General features: G+C 74.0%; 19 protein-coding genes and 1 pseudogene. 10 read left to right on the forward strand and 10 right to left on the reverse strand.

Going from position 1 to position 19,432, the window contains the following annotated elements:
- Positions 1-531 (reverse strand): ATP-binding protein, encoded by a 531-nt coding sequence (locus ACFPFQ_RS37360; RefSeq protein WP_379627574.1) that lies wholly within the window; start codon positions 529-531, stop codon positions 1-3.
- Positions 528-953: an STAS domain-containing protein gene (locus ACFPFQ_RS37365; RefSeq protein ID WP_379627576.1), complete on the reverse strand. Its 426-nt coding sequence runs from the start codon at positions 951-953 to the stop codon at positions 528-530. The genes ACFPFQ_RS37360 and ACFPFQ_RS37365 overlap by 4 nt, the downstream gene beginning before the upstream one ends.
- Positions 954-1,120: 167 nt before the next feature.
- On the opposite strand from ACFPFQ_RS37365, the gene ACFPFQ_RS37370 reads away from it, so the two are divergent.
- The 3 genes from ACFPFQ_RS37370 to ACFPFQ_RS37380 are packed head-to-tail and all read left to right on the forward strand — an operon-like array spanning position 1,121 to position 4,073.
- Positions 1,121-1,993 (forward strand): PIG-L family deacetylase, encoded by an 873-nt coding sequence (locus tag ACFPFQ_RS37370; RefSeq protein ID WP_379627578.1) that lies wholly within the window; start codon positions 1,121-1,123, stop codon positions 1,991-1,993.
- Complete coding sequence (locus tag ACFPFQ_RS37375; RefSeq protein ID WP_379627580.1) at positions 1,990-3,189, forward strand: MFS transporter; 1,200 nt, start codon at positions 1,990-1,992, stop codon at positions 3,187-3,189. Before ACFPFQ_RS37370 ends, ACFPFQ_RS37375 begins: the two co-directional genes overlap by 4 nt.
- A gap of 29 nt (positions 3,190-3,218) precedes the next feature.
- Entirely contained in the window at positions 3,219-4,073 is an 855-nt protein-coding gene (locus tag ACFPFQ_RS37380) for a TIGR03620 family F420-dependent LLM class oxidoreductase (RefSeq protein WP_379627582.1), read from the forward strand.
- A 3-nt stretch (positions 4,074-4,076) separates the two neighbouring features.
- Here ACFPFQ_RS37380 and ACFPFQ_RS37385 read toward each other — a convergent pair whose 3' ends face one another.
- A complete protein-coding gene (locus tag ACFPFQ_RS37385; RefSeq protein WP_379627583.1) occupies positions 4,077-6,332 on the reverse strand; it encodes a serine/threonine protein kinase in 2,256 nt (751 codons plus the stop codon).
- A gap of 315 nt (positions 6,333-6,647) precedes the next feature.
- Here ACFPFQ_RS37385 and ACFPFQ_RS37390 point away from each other — a divergent pair, with 315 nt between their 5' ends.
- Complete coding sequence (locus ACFPFQ_RS37390) at positions 6,648-8,015, forward strand: tetratricopeptide repeat protein (RefSeq protein WP_379627585.1); 1,368 nt, start codon at positions 6,648-6,650, stop codon at positions 8,013-8,015.
- Positions 8,016-8,090: 75 nt separating this feature from the next.
- The gene (locus ACFPFQ_RS37395; RefSeq protein WP_379627587.1) at positions 8,091-9,905 is read left to right on the forward strand and encodes a serine/threonine-protein kinase; all 1,815 of its coding nucleotides are present in this window, start codon (positions 8,091-8,093) and stop codon (positions 9,903-9,905) included.
- Between the two features lie 18 nt (positions 9,906-9,923).
- Here ACFPFQ_RS37395 and ACFPFQ_RS37400 read toward each other — a convergent pair whose 3' ends face one another.
- Positions 9,924-10,136 carry a hypothetical protein gene (locus tag ACFPFQ_RS37400; RefSeq protein ID WP_379627589.1) on the reverse strand — a complete coding sequence of 71 codons (213 nt, stop codon included), beginning with the start codon at positions 10,134-10,136 and terminating at the stop codon, positions 9,924-9,926.
- Between the two features lie 173 nt (positions 10,137-10,309).
- On the opposite strand from ACFPFQ_RS37400, the gene ACFPFQ_RS37405 reads away from it, so the two are divergent.
- Entirely contained in the window at positions 10,310-11,050 is a 741-nt protein-coding gene (locus ACFPFQ_RS37405) for an FHA domain-containing protein (RefSeq protein WP_379627591.1), read from the forward strand.
- Here the strand turns inward: ACFPFQ_RS37405 and ACFPFQ_RS37410 are convergent.
- Genes ACFPFQ_RS37410 through ACFPFQ_RS37425 form a run of 4 tightly spaced genes read right to left on the reverse strand, consistent with a single transcriptional unit; the run spans position 11,031 to position 15,161 of the window.
- Positions 11,031-12,389 (reverse strand): FAD-dependent oxidoreductase, encoded by a 1,359-nt coding sequence (locus tag ACFPFQ_RS37410; RefSeq protein ID WP_379627593.1) that lies wholly within the window; start codon positions 12,387-12,389, stop codon positions 11,031-11,033. The genes ACFPFQ_RS37405 and ACFPFQ_RS37410 overlap by 20 nt on opposite strands.
- Positions 12,382-13,089, reverse strand: a complete 708-nt coding sequence (locus ACFPFQ_RS37415) for a VC0807 family protein (protein WP_379627594.1) — start codon at positions 13,087-13,089, stop codon at positions 12,382-12,384. Before ACFPFQ_RS37415 ends, ACFPFQ_RS37410 begins: the two co-directional genes overlap by 8 nt.
- Positions 13,086-13,685, reverse strand: a complete 600-nt coding sequence (locus tag ACFPFQ_RS37420) for a TetR/AcrR family transcriptional regulator (RefSeq protein ID WP_379627596.1) — start codon at positions 13,683-13,685, stop codon at positions 13,086-13,088. The genes ACFPFQ_RS37415 and ACFPFQ_RS37420 overlap by 4 nt, the downstream gene beginning before the upstream one ends.
- 45 nt (positions 13,686-13,730) lie before the next feature.
- Positions 13,731-15,161 (reverse strand): PLP-dependent aminotransferase family protein, encoded by a 1,431-nt coding sequence (locus ACFPFQ_RS37425; RefSeq protein ID WP_379627597.1) that lies wholly within the window; start codon positions 15,159-15,161, stop codon positions 13,731-13,733.
- Positions 15,162-15,208: 47 nt separating this feature from the next.
- Here ACFPFQ_RS37425 and ACFPFQ_RS37430 point away from each other — a divergent pair, with 47 nt between their 5' ends.
- The 4 genes and pseudogenes from ACFPFQ_RS37430 to ACFPFQ_RS37445 all read left to right on the forward strand — a co-directional run.
- A complete protein-coding gene (locus ACFPFQ_RS37430; RefSeq protein ID WP_379627599.1) occupies positions 15,209-15,856 on the forward strand; it encodes an NAD-dependent epimerase/dehydratase family protein in 648 nt (215 codons plus the stop codon).
- Positions 15,857-15,895: 39 nt separating this feature from the next.
- Entirely contained in the window at positions 15,896-17,209 is a 1,314-nt protein-coding gene (locus ACFPFQ_RS37435; protein ID WP_379627601.1) for an MFS transporter, read from the forward strand.
- Between the two features lie 63 nt (positions 17,210-17,272).
- The gene (locus ACFPFQ_RS37440) at positions 17,273-18,007 is read left to right on the forward strand and encodes a hypothetical protein (protein WP_379627603.1); all 735 of its coding nucleotides are present in this window, start codon (positions 17,273-17,275) and stop codon (positions 18,005-18,007) included.
- A 60-nt stretch (positions 18,008-18,067) separates the two neighbouring features.
- Positions 18,068-18,375 (forward strand): annotated as a pseudogene (locus ACFPFQ_RS37445) (thiamine pyrophosphate-binding protein); the annotation flags it as partial.
- Here ACFPFQ_RS37445 and ACFPFQ_RS37450 read toward each other — a convergent pair.
- Both ACFPFQ_RS37450 and ACFPFQ_RS37455 read right to left on the reverse strand, forming a co-directional pair.
- Positions 18,300-18,629: a hypothetical protein gene (locus ACFPFQ_RS37450; RefSeq protein WP_379627716.1), complete on the reverse strand. Its 330-nt coding sequence runs from the start codon at positions 18,627-18,629 to the stop codon at positions 18,300-18,302. The pseudogene ACFPFQ_RS37445 and the gene ACFPFQ_RS37450 overlap by 76 nt on opposite strands.
- A gap of 47 nt (positions 18,630-18,676) precedes the next feature.
- Positions 18,677-19,423 carry a hypothetical protein gene (locus ACFPFQ_RS37455; RefSeq protein ID WP_379627718.1) on the reverse strand — a complete coding sequence of 249 codons (747 nt, stop codon included), beginning with the start codon at positions 19,421-19,423 and terminating at the stop codon, positions 18,677-18,679.
- Positions 19,424-19,432: the final 9 nt, after the last annotated feature.

Here is a 19,432-nt window from a genome sequence, read left to right on the forward strand (position 1 = left end):
CTAGCTGATGGCGGTGGGCAGCCGCCATCGCATCAGGACCGATGTGCCCGCGGCGCCCTGGTCGATCTCCACCTCGTCGGCGAGCTCGCGGATCAGGATCAGCCCCCGGCCCCGCAGCTCGGGGTCGGCGGGCGGCGGCCGCCAGCGTCCCCGATCACGGACGCTCACGGTGGCGAACCCGTCTCCCGTGCACGTCGCGCAGAGCTCGACATGGCGACCTTCGCCCTGGTAGGCGTGCTCGACCGCGTTGGCCATCGCCTCGTAGCCCGCCAGCACGACGTCGGCGACGACGTCGGAGGACAACCCCACCGCCGTCGCCCACGCGTGGAGCCGGGTGCGGGCGTCGGCGAGCTCGTGCTCGCCGACCATCGGGTGGACGAGGTCGGCCCCGGCGGCTGCGAGCAGCGGTGCAGGAGGGATCGGGGCAGCAGGGATCGGGGCAGCAGGCGCCGCCGCCAGCGGCGATCCCTCCCGTAGCGCGGCCACCGCCGTGTCGTCGGGAACGGCGGACTCGCTGCGCGACGCGTTCATCCGATTCGCAGGGACCGCGCTGTACCGGACTCCGGGGCGAGCGCGTCGGCGCGACTGCCGAAGACGAACAGCTCCTCGGTCATGCTCGTGACCTGCAACGGGCGCAGGGTGACCCGCGACGTCGCCACGATCCGCAGTGCGACGCCTGCCGCCACGGCGGCCCGGTGCGCCAGCGCCAGCGCGGCCAGCCCGGTGGAGGACAGGAACTCGACGCTGTCCAGATCGACGACGAGCACGCCCGGACGGACGGCGACCTCGGCCGCGAGCGTGTCGCGCAGGTGGTCGGCTGTCAGGAGGTCGACATCGCCGGACACCGCCACGACCGTCACCGGGCCCTCGCGGTGCACGTGGATGCCCATGGCGTCGTCGCCGCCGAAGACGTTCACCGATCCACTCGCGCTGAGATCATCGTTTGCCACCACGTACCCTCCCAGCCCGCTGCTGGGGCGAATCGTAGAGCGAGATCGATCCGGCCGCGACCGCAGCTCGTGGCGCGGCCGGGTACACGGGGCGCAGACCCCCGACACCGTCCTTCCCGGAACCGGGACGCGGCCACGCGGGTGATCGTGTCGCCGTGTCAAGCTGTCTCATGAGCGTTCTCGTCTGCTTCCATGCCCACCCCGACGACGAGGTGTTCCTCACCGGCGGCGTCATGCGCCTCGCGTCCGACGCCGGGCACCGGGTCGTACTGGTGACGGCCACCGACGGCGCGCTGGGTGAGTTCCCCGACGGCCTGCTCGACGAGGGCGAGCTCCTCGTCGACCGGCGCCGCAGTGAGCTGGAGGCATCCGCCGCCGCGCTCGGTGTGCACCGCCTGGAGATGCTGGGCTACGCCGACTCGGGGATGGCCGGCACCCCGGAGAACGCGCGCCCCGAGGCGTTCTGCAACGTCGACCCCGCGGCCGCCGCCGGCCGGCTGGCCAAGGTGCTGGTCGAGGAGGGCGCCGATGTCCTCACCGTCTACGACCCGCACGGCAACTACGGCCACCCCGACCACGTCCAGGTCCACGTCGTCGGGTTGCTCGCCGCGGACCTGGCCGGCATCACCCAGGTCTATGAGGCCTCGGTGAACCGCGATCGGATGATGCGACTGATGAAGGCCAACCCGAGCTGGGGCGACGACGCCACCCCCGAGGGCGTCGAGGAGTTCGGCCTGCCCGAGTCGGAGATCACCACGGTCGTCGACGTCACCTCCGTGATGGCGGCCAAGACCGCGGCGATGCGCGCCCACCCTCGCAGATCGGCGACTTCGGCCCGTTCCTGGCGATGTCCCCGGAGATGGTGGGGGCGGCGTTCGGCCAGGAGTCGTTCCGCAGGCGGGGCGCCGGTGGGCCGGCCGGTGGCGCGCTGGAGACGGCGCTCCCGCTGTAGGAGCGGCAGCGACCCTCCCTCCTTTGACGCAACCGTATGGTTGCCATACTGTGGCAATCATTCGGTTGCCATACGAGAGGGAGTGTCATGACCGCCATCGATACCGAGACCGCGAACGCCGGCTCCGTTCACGTGCGCCGCGTACTCGCGGCCCTGTTCACAGCCACGTTCGTGCTCGGGTGCACCGAGATGCTCGTGGTCGGGCTGCTCAGCCGGATCGCGGACGACCTGCAGGTCACGATCCCCGCCGCCGGCGGGCTGGTGACGGCCTATGCACTGGGCGTCGCGCTGGGCGGGCCGCTGCTGACGGTGGCGACGATCCGGTGGGACCGCCGCCGCGTGCTGCTGGGCGGGATGGGGGCCGCGCTCCTGGCCGTGCTGGCCCCGGCCGTCGTGCCCGCCATGGGCTACCCCGCGTTCGTGGCCGTGCGCGTGCTGACCGGCGCGTCGGCCGGGCTCGTCATCGCGGCGGCGTTCGCGATGGGCACCGCGATCGTCGAGCCCGCCCGCCGGGGCCGGGCGATCTCCGCGGTGTTCTCCGGCATCGCGGTCTCGGGGGCGCTGGGCGTGCCGCTGGGGACGCTGGTCGGGCAGTCGCTGGGCTGGCGGGGCACCTTCGTCGCCGTGGCGCTGCTCGGCGGCGTGGCCGTGGTGGCGCTGGCGCTGCTGGCGCCGCCGGTGCCCGGCACGGCAGGTGGCACCGGTGACCAGGTGCGCCACGCGCTGGCCCCGCGCGTGCTCGCCGTGCTGGCGCTGCACGTGCTGGTGTTCGCGGCGCTGTACGCGGCGATGACCTACATCGTGCCCTTCCTGGAGGGCGTCACGGGCGTCTCCGGGCAGCTGGTCAGCGTGTTCCTGCTGGTCTACGGGGTGGCGAACGCCGCGGGATCGCTGGTCGGGGGCCGGTTCGCCGATCGCGACGCCGCCCGCACGCTCGTGGCCGGCACCGCCGGGATCGCCGTGGCACTGCTGGTGCTGCACCTCGTCGGCGCGGTCCCGGTGCTCGTGGCCGGTGTCCTGCTGGTGCTGGGCATGGTCGCGGCGAGCATGGTGGCATCGCTGCAGTACCGCGTGGTCGACCTGGCCGGTCCGGGCGGCGCGGTGGCGCAGTCGCTGCCGGCCTCCGCCGCGAACCTCGGCGTGGCCGCCGGTTCGCTCGCAGGCGGTGTCGCGATCGACGCGCTGTCGGTGTCCGCGGCGGTGCTGACCGGGGTGGCCGTCGGCGTCGGCGCCGTGGCCGTCGCGTGGGCGACCCCCCGGCTGCGGCCGGCGGCGGCCTTGAGCTGAAGCCGGGTTCATGTTCTAGCGTGGTGGCCATGATCAACGCGCTGGGTCGGTACGGTGTCTCGCTGCCGGTCACCGACGATCTGGAAGACACCGCTGCCGCCGTCGAGGAGCTGGGGTACTCGGCGATCTGGGTGGCAGGAGGGCAGCTCGCGACGCTCGAGCCGTTGCTGCGGATCCTGCGGGCGACCACGCGGATCGCCGTGGTCCCGGGGATCATCGCCCTCGACGTCCACGGACCGGCCGCGATCGCGGCGCTCTACGCGGAGGCCGAAGCGATCGCGCCCGGCCGCCTCGTGGTCGGTCTCGGGGGTCCGCAACGCCTCCGGGTCGGCGCGCTCGCCGCGATCGAGCAGGCTCTCGACGAGCTCGACTCGACCGCGCACGGCACCCCGGTGCCCCAGGAGCGGCGACTGCTGGCAGCACTCGGGCCGCGCAAGCTGGACCTGGCGCGTTCGCGGTTCGGGGGCGCCGTCACCCTGCTCGTGGACCCCGCGTTCACAGCATCGGCCCGCACCCGGCTCGGTGCCGGGCCCACCCTCGTCGTCGACCAGATGGTCGCGCTCGACCACGACCCGCAGGCCGCCAGGGCAGCCGCCCGGCAGCCGCTCGGTTTCCTGGCCACCGTGGGCGGTTACGCGCGGGCGTTCGCGCGGATGGGGTTCGCCGACAGCGAGATCAGCGAGCTGAGCGACCGGCTCGTCGACACGGTGTTCGCCATCGGCTCCGTCGACGCGGTCACGGCCCGGCTGCGGGAGCAGCTCGCCGCCGGGGCCGACCACGTCGTCATCGCCCCTGTCTTCGGCCCCGGCCCCACCGCGGGCGGCCCCCGCGAGCTCGCGGTCGTGCAGCAGCTGGCGGCGAGCCTCCCGGTCCGCGCCGCGTGACCGTCAGGACGGACCGCCCGCGGTCTGCCACCACGCGAGCAGCTCCGCGGGATCGGTGCCGTAGGCGACGACACGGATCTGGCTCCGCTCGTCGCTCCAGTCCAGGATGTACTTGCCGTTCGAGGCGATCCCGCAGTTCAGGACGCCGGTCGCACCACCGGGCCGGGTGTAGCGCGCCGTCCCGCTGAACCCGGGCGGGTTCGCGGTGCAGTCGGCCCCACCGCCCGCGCCGAGGGTGGCCGTGAGCGTGGCCGGGTCGGCGTACCCGTAGTAGAGGACGTTGTCGGCGCCCTTCGCCGGTGCGCAGGACACGCCGATCACCGTGGCCGTGCCGACGTTGCCGGTGACCTGCTGCGGCGACGGGCGCAGGCAGTCCTGCCGGGTCGCGGTGGGGACGTGGGCGAGGACCTTCGACTCGTCGGACGTGGGGAACACCGGCTGCGACCGCTGGTCGTACGCGGTGATCATCTGGTGGTAGTCGGGACTCGAGTACCCCAGGAACCAGTTGACGAGCGCGGTCCGGTCGGTGCCGGTGGCGATCCCGAGCATGAGCAGCGGGTCCCCGGTCCACATCACCGTGGGCGCGTTGCCGGTGCCGGGTGTGCAGGTGAGCCGGCCGAACGAGACCCCGCGCAGGTACCAGGGCTCCTCGCCGAGGAACGTCGGCGCCTTGGGGTCGAGGCAGTTCACGCCGGGGCCGGCCCCGGTCGGCACGGACTGGCTGCGGTAGCCGCGCCCGAGGTGCTCGGCATCGCTGAACCGCAGGTAGCGGACCGAGGAGGCGCCCTTGCCCAGCGGGGCGCATTCCAGCGCGGCGACCAGCCCGTCGAGCCCGTCCATGCCGTCGAGGGTGCCGGGGGGTGCCCGGTGGCAGTCGGTCTCGTAGAGCTGGGCCTTCAGCGCACTCTCGGCCGGTGTGGGGTAGGCGGGGATCCCCACCCAACCGGCCCAGGTCCGGTAGAGGGTGGTCGTGTCACCGTTCGGCTGCGACGCCGTGGCGACGGTGCGGGCACCGCGGTCGAGCCAGACCATCCGCGCGTTCCCGGCATCGGTGGTGCACAGGACCCGCCCGACGGGTGCGCCCACACCGGGATAGAGGTGCTCGACGCCGGTCGTGGACGCGCAGTCGCCGCTCCCGGTACGCAGGCCCGGTGTCGCGGTGACCACGGATCGGTAGGCGGACTCGGCGGCCGCAGCGTCGCCGTACAGGCCGACGAGGAGCTCCTGCCCGCTGCCGTCGCGGCAGCTCAGCTGACGGGACGATCCCGCGGGCAGGCCGGCGGACCCGGCGAGCGAGCACCCGGATCGGACCGCGGCCGGCACCCGGGCGAGGTCAGCTGCGGTCGGCCCCAGCGCCGCGATCAGCCGCGGGACGCCGAGCAGTCCCGCGACCAGCACCACGACCATGCCCAGCGCGATCCCGATGGTCCATCCCCACCGCCGCCGACCCCACCGCCCCCGACTCCCGTGCCGCCGACGCACCGGTCGTCCGGACGCGGCCGCCGGGCCGACACCGAGCGCTGCGGCCGCGGCATCGACGATGGCCCGACAGCCGGGTCCCCGCTGTGCCGGATCGGCGACGAGCGCGCGCCCCATGACGGGCGCGAGCGCCGGGGGCAGCCCGTTGTCGGCGTCGGGCTGCGGTGGCCGTCCGGTCAGGCAGTGCACGAGCAGGGTGGCGATGCCGTGCACGTCGGCGGCGGGACCGGCTGCGAACCCGTTGCGCACCTCCGGCGCCGGGTACGGGGCCGCACCGCGGTAGGGGGCGAGGCCGAGACCCGCCAGGTGGGCCTGCCCGGTCCGGGCGTCCACGAGGACGTCATGCAGGCGCAGGTCACCGTGGACGATCCCGCGGCGGTGCAGCGCGTCGAGGATGTCGGCGACCTGGGCGAGCACCCCGAGCAGGACCGGTAGCGAGCTCGAACCCGGCGCCAACGCCACCGGCTCCGCCCCCGCGGGCAGCGGCGCGAGCAGGTAGCAGCCGTCCGCACCGGCGGGACCCGCGACGTCGTCGGCCACCCGCAGCGGCACCACACCGGGGTGCCCGAGAACGGCGACCGCGTCGGTGCGCTCCCGGACCGCCGCCCGCGCGCCCGGCGCGGCGTACAGCTGCGGTGCCAGCACACCGATCCACGGCGTGGCGCTGTCTCGGTGCACGGCCAGCAGGGTCGTCGAGGCGGTGTCGCCGCCGAGCCTGCGCACGATCTCGTAGCCCGCAGGCAGGCCGGTCACCCGATCCTCCGCGTGGGTCTCCCCCATGCCGAACCCCCTTGCTCGCACGTCCCCGGCGGAGGTTAGGGCGGTGTCCTCGGGAGGGGTCCCGAATCCGCCGCGGGGGCGCTCTCCGGGACCCCTCCCCCGCACCCCGTGATCACCTCCTCGTCGTGACGGCCCGGAACGCCGGTCGAGACAGCGAGCCAGGAGGACGACGATGGACGGCGCGGTCCCGTCAGGGCCGACACCAGACCCGGCGCCGGCGCCGCCCCCGCCACCGGCATCGCCACCCCGGTCGGTGTTCGGGGCCGCGTTGCTCAACCTCACCGGGCTCGGGCTCGGCTACCTCTACCTGCGCCGATGGTGGCGGGCGGCGATCTACCTGGCGATCACCGTGGGCGGGGTCGTGCTGGCTTCGCGACGGAGGCGGCGAGCACGCCGTGGCTGTGGCGGATACTGGTCGCGGCCTGGCTGCTCGGGGCGACGCTGGACGCGGCGCGCATCGCCCGCCGCACCCCGCTCGTCCCCCCGGCCCGGCGCCCGCTCGGAGCCGCCGTCGTCGGCGTGATCGCGGTGGCCGCCGTGGTGGCCGCCTACGTCGGCTACGGGGCGGCCGAGCGGGCCACCTTCGCGGCCGCGGTCGACGCGCAGGGTCGCATCGACTGCACCACCGCCGTGGCCGAGTTCGACGCCGTGACCGGGCCCTACGCGTTGACGCTGAGCCGAGACGTCGCGGCCGCCACGGCGTTGCGCGGTGAGTGCCTGTCGTTCACGGCAGCGACGCGGGCGGCCGAGGGTCCCGACCCGGACGCCGGCATCAGCGGCTACGAGGCCTTCCGCCATGACCACGCCGGCTCGGTGCTGCGCCCGGTGGTGGACGAGCGACTCGCCGACCTGCACCTGCGCCGCGCCGACGGCGCCCGGACGGCGCTGACCGGGCAGTCGGGATCGCCGGTGGTCGCGGCCGATCGGGCGCGGACGACCGAGGCCGGGTTCACCGACCTGCTCACCGTCCTGCGCGACCTCAAGGAGACGGCCGCGGCGCAGCGGGTGCCGGCGGCGATGACCGCGCTGGCCGCCGCGGCCGAGGCCCCGCTCGCGGCGCAGCAGTTCTGCGACGTGCTGCCGGTGCTCGACTACGAGGTGATGCTCGACGCCGGCGAGACGGGCAGCATCCCCGCGACCGCAGGCCAACACCGGGCGCAGGCGCTGCTGGGTTGCGGGGTGGCCGAGTTCCGCGCCGGCCGGTTCCCGAACGCGACCACCCAGCTCCAGAAGCTGCTCGACACCTATCCGAACGATCCGGGCGGACCGCAGGCGCGCGCCGCGATCATCGCCGCGAACGTCGCGCAGCAGACGCCCGACCCCATCCCGCTCCCCGGCCCGCTGAACGTGCCCGGCAGCCTGCGCGTCACGCTCTACAACGTCACCTCCGGCGAGATGACCGTTCGGATGACGGGAACGAGCGCGGCCGGGTTCACGCTGCCCGGCTGCGACGGGTGCCCATCGACCCGCGCCGCCGACGACGACTGCCCGGACCCCGCCGGCAAGCCGGCGCAGGTGGTGCAGATCGATCCCGGGCTCTACCACGTCCTGCTGACGAGCGGATCGGGCACCACGGGCTCCGTGCGGACGGTGACCCCGCGCGACGGCATCGAGCTCTGCGTCTACACCCTGCCGTCGTCGCCGCACGTCCCGTTGGAGGTGCCCCTGCCCGTGCCGCGGTGACCCCTTCCCCTGTCTGCCGCGGCGGGCCCGACACCGCTACCGTTCGGCTCAACGGAAGAGCCCGAACGGGGGACGGTGGACACGCCGGGGTTGATCGCGGGCCGGTTCCGGCTGCTGGAGCAGCTCGGTGTCGGTGGCATGGGGGTGGTGTGGCGGGCCCACGACGAGTCCATCGCACGCACGGTGGCACTCAAGCAGGTGCGGGTGAGCGACGGGGCGCATCCGGGCGAGCGCCTCGCGGCCCACGAGCGGCTGCGCCGCGAGGCGACGGTGGCGGCCACGGTGCCGGCGCACCCGAACGTCGTCGCCCTGCTGGAGGTCGTCGAGCACGACGGTGACCCCTGGCTCGTCCTCGAGTACGTGCCCTCGCGCACCGTCGACGAGATCCGGGCCGACGGGCCGCTCGATCCGGCCAGGGCCGCCCGCATCGGTGCCCAGATCGCGCAGGCGCTCGATCACCTGCACGGTGCCGGGGTGCTGCACCGCGACGTCACCGCCCGCAACGTCCTGGTCACGGACGACGACCAGGTCAAGCTCACCGACTTCGGCATCTCCCGGCCTGCCGACACCGCCACCGTGACCACCGGCGGTCCACCCCGCGGCGTGCCCGCCTACCTCGCGCCCGAGCTCGCCCAGGGCCGAGCGGCCACCGTGAAGTCCGACGTGTTCTCCCTCGGCGCCACGCTCTACGCCGCGGTGGAGGACAGCGGCCCGTGGGGTGACGGCGACCTCGTGGCCACGCTGGGCCGGGCGATGCGCGGCGACGTCGCACCGCCCCGCCACGCCGGGCCGCTCGCCCCGGCGCTGAAGGCGATGCTGCGCCGCCGCCCCGCCGATCGACCGACGGCCCGGCGGGCCCGCGCGATGCTGCTGGCCGCGGCCGAGGGCGGCACCGCGCGAGGGCGGCTGCGCAGGTCGAGGGCCGTCCTCGCCGTCGCGGCCGCCGTGCTCCTCGTGGTGGCCGCCTCCGTCATCGTGTGGCGGGTGGGTGTCGGGCGCGCCGAGCCGCCGGCACCGGCCGTGGCATCCCCCGCACCGGGGGTGGCCGGGCTGGGTGCCGAACCCACGGCCGATCCCTGCGCGCTGCTCACCAGCACGGCCTTCAGCCGCTTCGGCGAGGCCACGCTGGAGTCGGACTACGGCGCGTTCAACCGCTGCGACGTGATCATCCGGGCGGCCGGGGGCGTCGAGCTCGACGCCGAGGTCCAACTCCTGTCGGCGGCGGAGCTGCGCCTTCCCGAGCAGGGCGTCCCCGAGCAGCGCGGCACGCTCACGATCGTCCGGCATCCGGAGCTGGACAGGCAGTGCGACCGCGCGATCGTCCTGCCCGACGGCACCGGGCTCGACGTCACCGGCAAGATCAACGGCGCCGGCGCGTCGCCGGACGTCTGCGCGGTCGGCGACGTCGCCACCGACGCCGCCGCCGCGGTACTCGGCAGGGGCGTGCTGCCGCGCCGTCCACTGCCCTTCCCGGCCGTGTCACTGGCCGGCGTCGACGCCTGCGGGTTGCTGACCCCGGCGGACCTCGCCGCCGTCCCCGGCACGGCCACGGTGGCCCCGCAACGCGGATGGGGCGGGTGGCGGTGTGACTGGTCGCCGCAGTCCGGCGACGCGGACGTGACCATCGTCTACGACCGCAACACCTCGGGGCTGGTCGACGAGGACGGGACCCCGACCCGGATCGGCGACCGGGACGGCGCCGTGCTGCCCCTGAACGACCACTCCTGCACGGTCAGCGTGGTCCACCGCCCGTACGTGAACCCCGACGCCGAGCAGTCGGCGGAGATCCTGCGGCTGACCGTGGCGCAGCGCGCGCCGCTGGACCGGCCGTGCGACCCGGCCGTGGCCGTCGCGCGGGCCGCCGTGTCCCGGCTGCCGGCACCGTCCTGACGCACCGGCGCTCCCGCGTCAGTACCGCCGGCCTGCCGCCACGGCACCGAACAGCGCGGACGCCTCGGCCGCGGCCGGGCGCCGCCGCGGCTCCGTCGCCAGCAACCGCTCGATCAGCCCGGTCAGCGGTCCGCCGTGGCGCGGGGAACCGGTGCCGCGCAGCACCCCTTCCACCGCCTCGTACACCGCCGCACCCAGCGCGTACACGTCCGCGGCGGTGCCGGGGCGCACCCGGCCCCCACCTCGGGGCCCGGTTGTCCCGCAGCCCGGTCATCACCACCGTCGCCCCGACCTCGCACTCCCATTGCAGTCGTCGCACAGGCTGGAGCGTGTGCGACGACCCGAGTGGGTGTGCGAAGACGTCCTTTAGGATCAGGGCGGCGGGAGGGAAGGGGACGGGTGCGATGGGCTCGGCTCGGGAGGGCGAGGGCGGTGTCGCGCCTGGCACGCTCGTCGCGAGGACCGTCGGCACCGACCTCACGTTCGGTCCCAATGACGGCCGCACGGTGCTCTTCGGCCGCCAGGCCGCCGACGTCCACATCTGCGTCGGTTCCGACGACCTGGGTGTGAGCCGCCGCCACGGCGCGCTCACCTGCGACGGCGACCGGTGGTCGGTGCGCAACCTCGGACGTCGGCCGTTGCGGTTGCCCTCTGGCGAGCTGCACACCAACGCCGATCCGGCGCCACTCGCGGACGGCCACACCCCGATCGTCGTGCCCGGCTCCAGCGACCGCCAGCACCTGCTGGAGATCTACGTGGTCGGCGCCGACGGGGTGCGGCCCCGGCCGCGCCACGACCACGAGACCCATCACCCGGTGCTCTGGCCGCTGACCGAGGCGGAGCGGCTCGTCCTGCTCGTGCTCGGCCAGCGCTACCTGCGCAACCAGCCCAACCCGCAGCCGCTGAGCAGGCGCGATGCCGCGGCCGAGCTCACCGCGCTCGATCCCGGTGCCGGCTGGACCTACAAGAAGGTCGAGCACCACGTGAAGGACGTGCGCGAGCGCATGGCCCGGCGCGGGGTGTCCGGCCTGCGCGCGGAGGAGGTGCCCAGCCCGATCGGCAACCAGCTCAACGAGAACCTCATCCGCGAGCTGATCCGCACCTCCACCCTGCAGCCCGGTGATCTCACCCGGCTCGACGGCTGAGGTCGGCTGCGGCACCCGGACGGCCGAACCACCTGTTCAGCGCCGCGTCCAGGCCCGCTCCCCCGGCCCACACCAGGTAGCCGTCCGGGCGGACGAGCTGTGGTCGCTCGCCGTCCTGGAGGGCGACGCGGTCGGCCCAGTCCCCCGGCAGCGCGGCGCCGACGAGCACCCCGCGGCCGTCGGACGTGACCGGTAGTTCTGCGCGGCCCATCGTGTCGGGATAGCCGATCCCGATGCCGGAGAGCTCCATCGCCACCGTGCGGTGGGCCTCGGGCACGGCGAGCAGCCCGGTGACGATGTCGCGGACGGCCGCGGCATCCGGGTCGGGCACGCCGAGCACGGCCTGCGCGCGGGTGCTGACCAGCACGCGGGCGGCGATCGGGTGCCGCTCGTCGTGGTAGCTGTCGAGCAGACCCGCTGGCGCGTGCCCCCGGACCTGCGCGGCCAGCTTCCAGCCGAGGTTCACCGCATCCTGCAGGCCGAGGTTGAGCCCCTGCCCGCCGACGGGGAGGTGGATGTGCGCGGCGTCCCCCGCGAAGAGCACGCGGCCGTGGCGGTAGCGCTCCAGCTGCCGCGACGCGTCGCCGAACCGCGAGGCCCAGAGCAGCTCGGCCACCTCGATCTCGGGGCCGTGCGCCGCGGTCAGTGCCCGCTGGACCTCCGCGGCCGACACGGCCGTGTCGCGACCGACGCGCTGCTGCTCCTCGCCGTAGACGATCGTGCGGAAGCGCCCACCCGCGAGCGGCAGCAGGAACCCCGATGCCGAGGACGGCAGCTGCCAGTCGTCGGCGAGCCCGGCGGGCCTGCGGGCGAGCGTGACGTCGGCGACCACCATCGAGTACCGGGCGGACGTGCCGGGGAACGGCGCCCCCAGCACCGTCCGGACCGTGCTGTGCCCGCCGTCGGCGGCAACGAGCCAGCCCGCGCGGTACCGGCGCCCGCCCGCGGTGACGGTGACACCGTGGCCGTCCTGCTCCACGGCGGTGACGGGGGCGTCGCGCAGCACCGGGGTGCGCAGCCGCGCCTCGACGGCCGCCGCGACGTGCGCCTGCTCGATGCCGAGCTGGTACGGGTAGCGCGTCGGCAGGTCGGAGTAGTCGATCGGGATGCCCGAGAAGTGCCCCGCGGGCAGGCGGGCCTCGACGTGGGGCTCGAGGTCCGCCAGCAGGCCGCGGTCGCCCAGTACCTCCACCGATCGGGGCTGCAGTGCCAGCGCCTTCGACTGCTGTGTCGGCCGGGCGTCCCGCTCGAGCACCAGCACGTCGAGCCCGGCGCGCTCCAGCTCGAACGCGGTGAGCAGCCCGGTCGGGCCGCCGCCTGCCACCAGCACGTCAGGCATCGAGGTTCTCCTTGCCGATGTACCAGACGTGCCAGGCGATCAGGCAGCCCAGCGCCCCGAACCAGGCGACGTTGGTGACCAGCGCGATCAGGTCGATCGGCAGCACGTAGACGAGCACGATGTGCAGCACCGCCCCGGCCAGCAGCACGACCCCGAACGCGGCCGTGCCGATGCGCAACCCGCGCCGGAACCGCGCGTCGGTGTCCCAGCGGGCCGCCCACGCCTCCGCGCCCTCGGCACCGCGCTTGATCTCCGCGATCGTGCGGCCCAGCGTCAGCTGGGCAGGCCTGCCGACGAAGACCGTGACCAGCATCCAGGCCCCGAACAGCCCACCCAGCGCGGCGGTCCACCCCTCGCGGATCACCAGCGTGCGCGGATCGTCGGACAGCAGGCCGAGCACGACCGACAGCACCAGCACGCTCAGCGTGACCAGCGCGACGATGTCGACCCTGCGGTTGCGCACGATCGTCCACACCACGTACGGCGCGGCCACCACCACGCCCGCCATCAGCGCCCACCACTGGCTCACCCCCGCGAGGCGCAGCCCGTAGAACAGCACCATCGGCACCACCACCTCGAACACCACGGCCAACACGTTGGCGCGGATCACGCGGCGCAGGCCGGCGTCGGGAGCGGACTCGGCAGACCCGGACTTGGCAGACCCGGACTCCTCCGGCAGCGACTTCTCCTCGATCATCATGTGGTTCCCCCCTCGGGAACGGGTGCGGTCGCCCGCACGTAGAGGTCGGCGAGCTCACGCCCGAGACGGGCGAGCTCGGCGGGTTCGGGCACGGCGGCCGCCGCGGTGGCGACCACGGCGTCGAGGCCACTGGTCAGTGCGAGCGCCACCGTCCGCGCGTCGAACGCGCGGAAGACGCCCGCTGCCTGGCCGGCCCGGAAGTGCTCCTCGAACAGCGCGAGCCGCCCGTTGACGGCGGGGCTCTGCGCGGCGTTGCGGACCAACTCGATCAGTGCCCGGACCTCGTCCGGGTGCTGACCGACGAGCGCGACGTTGGACTCGACGTAGGCGCGCAGCTGCGCGACGGGGCCGACGGCCGCGGCGATGCGCGGCTCCATGAACGCGCCGGTGACCTGCTCGATCTCGGTGATGCACGCCGCGAACAGGTCGTCCTTACCCGCGAAGTGGTAGCTGATCATGCCGGTGCTCGACAGGCCGGCGTGCTTGGCGATCCGGCTGAACGACGCTCCCGCGTAACCGGCCTCGGCGATCACCGCGATCGTCGAGGCGACGATCTGGGCTCGCCTGCCCGACTCCGTGAACGTTCTTGCTCGCATGAGCAGAATTTAGCTTGGCCAAGCAAATCGTGCAACACCCTTCGGTCAGCGCGCCTGCGGCAGCACCCCGCACAGCGCGTCGAGAGCACCGGCCCACGCGCTGTCGGACGGCGTCGCGTAGCCGACCACCAGCGCGTCCGGTGCCGGCGCGACGGCCCCGGAAACCCGTGCCGCCCCACGGAACTGCGCCATCCCCGTCACCGCGAGACCGTTGTGGGCCGCCGCCTCCACGACCGAAGCCTCCGTGCCGGCCGGCAGCTCGAGGACAGCGTGCAACCCGGCCGCGATGCCCGTCACCCGAATTCCGGGTACCCGGCGCGCCAGCTCGGCGACCAGCTGGTCGCGGCGGCGGCGGTAGCGCAGCCGCATCGAGCGCACGTGGCGCTCGTAGGCACCGGAGGCGATGAACTCCGCGAGCGTCAGCTGCTCCAGCGAGCTCGACATCCAGTCGGCATGCCCCTTGGCTGCCACGATCTCCGCGACCAGCGCCGCGGGCAGCACCATCCATCCCAGTCGCAGCCCCGTCGCCAGCGGCTTGCTCGCGGTGCCGAAGTAGACGACCCGATCCGGGTCGAGACCCTGCAGCGCACCCACCGGCTGCCGGTCGTAGCGGAACTCCCCGTCGTAGTCGTCCTCCAGGATCAACCCGCCGGTGGCACGCGCCCAGCCGACGGCGGCGGCGCGCCGCTCCGGATGCAGCGCCACACCCGTCGGGTACTGGTGCGACGGCGTCATCAGCACCGCGCCGACGTCCGGCAGGTCGGCCAGGTCGTCGGTGCACGTGCCGCGACCGTCCACCGCGACCGGCGGGGTGCGCAGGCCGGCACCCGCGAGCAGGTCGCGGTGCCCATCGAGGCCGTAGTCCTCGACGGCGACCGCGCGCACCCCCCGCCCTACGAGCACCTGCGCCATCAGCATCAGGCCGTGGTGGAACCCCGAGCAGATGACGACGTGCCCCGGGTCGGCGTAGACGCCACGGGCCCGCGCCAGGTAGTCGGCGACGGCGGTGCGCAGCTCGACGCGCCCGAGCGCGTCACCGCAGCCGAAGGCGTCGTTGGGCGCGGCCGTCAACGCGCGACGGGACGCGGCGAGCCACTCCCTGCGGGGGAACTCCGCGAGGTCCGGCGACCCCGGCACCAGGCTGAGCGCGAGACGGCGCCCCGACGGCGGCGCCGGCACGGCGGTGGGCGCCACCGGCCGCGGGACGGCCCGCGTCGCCACCCGGGTGCCCGAGCCCTGCTGCGCGCTCAGCCAGCCCTCGGCGACCAGCTCGGCGTAGGCGTCGGCCACGGTGTTGCGGGCGATCCCCAGATCGACGGCCAGCGATCGGGACGAGGGCAGCCGAGTACCGGACACGAGACGCCCCGTGCGCACCGCGTCCCGCAGCGCGTCCATGAGCGAGGCGCGCAACCCCGGCCCCTTCAGGTCCAGGTGCAGATCCGTACCGAACGCAGAAGTGGCCCATGACTCTGTCACAGAAATGGACCATACTCCTGAGCCATTTCGGTCGTAGCGTTGCTGACATGACAACGAACATCCCCGCGAACATCCCCGCGAACATCCCCACCAACCACCTCCGGATCTTCCTCGCCGGCGCCTCCGGCGTGCTCGGTCAGCGGCTGGTGCCGCGGCTGGTGCAGGCCGGCCACACCGTCGGCGGCATGACGCGCTCCGCGGGCAAGCAGGAGCTGCTCGGCGCGCTGGGCGCCACCCCGATCCTGTGCGACGTCTTCGACCGGGACGCGCTCATCAAGGCGGTGCACGAGTTCGAACCCGACATCGTGCTCAACGAGCTGACCGACCTGCCCGACGACGTGGCGCGGATCGGCGAGTTCACCGCGTTGAACGCGCGCATCCGTACCGAGGGCAGCGAGAACCTGATCGAGGCCGCGCGCCAGAGCGCCGCCTCGCGGGGCACCGCCACCCGGGTCTTCGCCCAGAGCGTGGCCTGGCAGCTGCCCGACGGTCCCGACGCGCAGGCCGTCGCGGCGCTCGAGCGCTCCGTGCTGGCCGAGGGCGGCGTCGTGCTGCGCTACGGCCAGTTCTACGGGCCCGGCACCTACAACGAGCAGCAGCTGCCCGCCGAACCGCGCGTCAGCATCGCCCGGGCCGCCGAGCGCACCGTGGCCGCGCTGGTCGAGCCCACGGGCGTCGTCGTCATCACCGACTGATCAACGCACCCAGCAGAGAGCCACACCAGGAGCCCGTCCGTGACAACAACACCGTCCCTCGATGGCGCCCCGCCCATCCCGCGGCAGCGCCCCACCCTTCCCGCCGGGATCGCCATGGCGGGCGCCGCGATCACCTTCACCAGCCTCTACCTCGCGGCGGGAGCCCTGACCCCGCTGCTCGTGCTCTACCGGGAGCAGTGGGACTTCCCCGCATCGCTGCTCACGCTGGCCTTCGCCGCCTACGCGGTCGGCTTCCTCGTGGCGCTGCTCACGGCGGGGTCGCTGTCGGACCACATCGGACGCAGACCCGTCCTGATCGGGGCACTGGTCGTCCAGCTCGTGTCCAACCTGCTGTTCCTCGCCGCCTCCGACGTCGGATGGGTGATCGCCGGTCGCATCGTGCAGGGCCTCGCCACGGGTGCGGGGACCACCGCGTTCACCGCGGCGATCGTCGAGGTCGCACCGGCGAACCGGAAGCGGCTGGCCACGATTCTGGGCAGCGTCGGCCTGACCGGTGGGCTCGGCGCCGGAGCACTGCTGACCGGCCTCGCGATCCAGCTCACGGCCGGCGCGAACACGATCGTCTTCGTCGTTCTCACGATCATGACGATCCTGGGGATGATCGTGGTCGCGCTCTCGCCGGAGACCGTGCAGCGACCCGGGAACGGGCAGCGACCCGGGAAAGGGCAGCGACCCGGGAACGGGCAGCGACCCGGGAACGGGCAGGGCTCCGAGGGTGTACTCCGCTCGCTGATCCCCCGGGTCGCCGTCCCGCCCGCCGCCCGCGCGGAGTTCGCCGCGGCGGCGCCCGTGATCGCCGCGGTGTGGATGCTCGCGGGCCTGTCGGGCGGGCTCGCGCCGAGCATGGTCCGCAGCGTCTTCCAGCTCGACAGCGGGCTGCTCAACGGCGTGTCCGGGTTCATCGCGCCCGCGGTGTCGGCCGTGGTCGGGCTCGCGTTCGCCCGCATCGACCCGCGGCGCGCGATGACCATCGGCACCTACGCGTCCATCATCGGGGCCGCCGGCATCATCGGCGGGGTGTTCGCCGGCAGCCTGGCCGTCATGTTCGTCGGGCAGGCGATCGCCGGCATCGGCTTCGGTGCGGCCTTCACCGCCGCGCTGCGCCTGATCTTCCCGCTCGCGGCCGCGCACCAGCGGGCCGCGGTCGTGGCGGGGATCTACGTCGTGTCCTACGTCGCGTTCGGGGTGCCGATCGTGATCGCCGGCTGGTTGACCGACGTGATCGGTCTGGTGCCCAGCGTCACCGGTTACACCGCGCTCACGATCCTGCTCGCGCTGGTCAGCCTGGTCGCCCAGGTCCGCGTGGCGCGACGGGCGTTTCGGGCCGGGTAGGACCGGGCACTCGCCGCGGAGATCGACTCGATCCCCGGGTCACTCGGTGAGGAACGGTGCCACATGACCCGGATCGGACACAGCTCTCGCATCGGGCGCAGCGATCGCACCCATCCGCGCACCGACCGCCGCGGTGAGGCCCGGCTCCCCGCGGTGGTCGCCGTGCTCGTGGCGATCGCCCTCTACGCGCTGCTTCCCGAGGATCTGCTGCTCGCACCGCGGTTCGTGGTGCCGGCGCTCGAGCTGCTGCTGCTCGTCGCCGTCATCGCGGTCAACCCGCGCCGGATCACCCGGCAGACCCGGCTGTCGCGATCGGTGTCGCTCGGGATGGCGCTCGTCATCGCCGCCGCCAACCAGGTGGCGCTCGGGCTGCTGCTGCACGCGCTGCTGACGGTGCAGGCCGAGCAGGCTCGCGAGCTGCTCATCGCCGCCGGCCAGGTCTGGTTCACCAACATCATCGCGTTCGGCCTGATCTTCTGGGAGCTCGACCGCGGTGGACCGGTGGCCCGTACCCAGAACGACCGCGAGCGGATGCAGGCGGCCGACTTCCGGTTCTCCCAGGACGAGAACGACGACGCCGTCACCGAGGTCGCCGTCAGCGCCAGCGGCCGTTCCGACTGGGTGCCGACCCTGATCGACTACCTGTACGTGTCCCTCACCAACTCCACGGCGTTCAGCCCAACCGACACCATGCCGCTCTCGCCCCGGGCGAAGCTGCTGATGTCCATCGAGTCGGTCGCGGCGCTGCTCACGTCGGTGCTGGTGATCGCCCGCGCCGTCGGCGCCCTGCAGTCCTGACCGGGTTTCGCCCGGAAGATCACGGGGCATCCACCGATCTTCGGCAACGAGGAGGATCGCATGGCGGAGACCGTCGCGGATCACGTGCACATCCGGTTGCGGGACTGGGGCGTCGAGCAGGTGTTCGGCTACCCCGGCGACGGCATCAACGGTCTCGTGGTGGCGTTCGGCGCGGCCGACGACCGCCCAAGATGTCGGCGTTCGAGGCAGTGGGCTACGCGAAGGTCTCCGGGAAGCCCGGGGTGTGCATGGCCACCTCCGGGCCCGGCGCGATCCACCTGCTCAACGGCCTCTACGACGCGACGCTCGACCACGTGCCGGTGGTGGCGATCGTCGGCCAGACCGAGCGCAGCGCCAGCGCCGGCAGCAGCTCCCGCTCGGCGAACTCGAGGAACTCCGGCTGCGTCTCGCCACCGACCTGCGCCAGTGCGACGTGGGTGTAGCCGGCGTCCACGAACGGGCGCACCGCGTCGACGTGGGCCGCGACGTCGGGGCCGCAGGGGAACGCGTGGTCGCTCATCACCTCGAAGTCGAAACCGGCCCGCTCGGCGGCGACGGCGTCCGACACCAGCTCGCGGGGACCGCGCTGCTCGCACAGCAGCGTGTACCCGAAGGCAGTCATGCCGTATCCGGTACCCGGTGAGCGGCGGCCGTAACCACGCCGTCAGCTCACCGCGTCTCCCCGGCGGGCCAGGCGGCAGGCGGCGGCCCGAACGCCACCTCCGCGGAGCGTACGACCGCCCGCGCGGTCACGACGTTGCCGACGGCGCCGATGACGACCCCGATGCCCAGCGGCAGCGCCCGCCCGAGCGCCAGCACACCCTGGCGGACGATGTAGCGCTTGACGAACCACCGCGCCAGTCCGTTGTTCAACAGGCCCAGCCGGGGCAGCGAGAGGTGCTCGGTGACCTCCTCCGCCCAGTTCCTGGTTCGGCCGGTGACCTTGCGCAGCACGGCCTGGCCGCCTGCTCCCACCACCACCCCCAGCACCAGCGCCCGCCGCCGCTCCGGATCCTCGGTCGGCAGCGCGTGCACCTCCGCCACCGCGAGCGTGTAGAGCACGGCAGCATCCAGCGCCGCGAAGGCCTCGGCGCCCGCCGTCGCGAGCGAGGCGACGGTGCCCAGTGCCGGGATGATCGCGATCGCGCCACCCACACCGCCCGTCACCGCGACCGCGGCCTGGTACTGGCTGCTCAGCCTGCCGACGACCTCGGCCGGGGTGATGCCGGGGTGCTTGCGACGCACGGCGGCGACGTGGGCCGCCACCAGCGGATGCTGCCCGCGCAGCGCCCGCTCGACGCCTGACCGCAGCACCCAGCCACCCATCCCGCGCGGTGCCCCGTCCTCCGCAGGCACCCCCGCGCGCCCCTGCTTGTCGACGGTGTCGATCGCCTGCGGCTGTCCGTCTTTCGTCACCCCCGATTC

The sequence above is a fragment of the Pseudonocardia sp. GCM10023141 genome, from assembly GCF_042653605.1.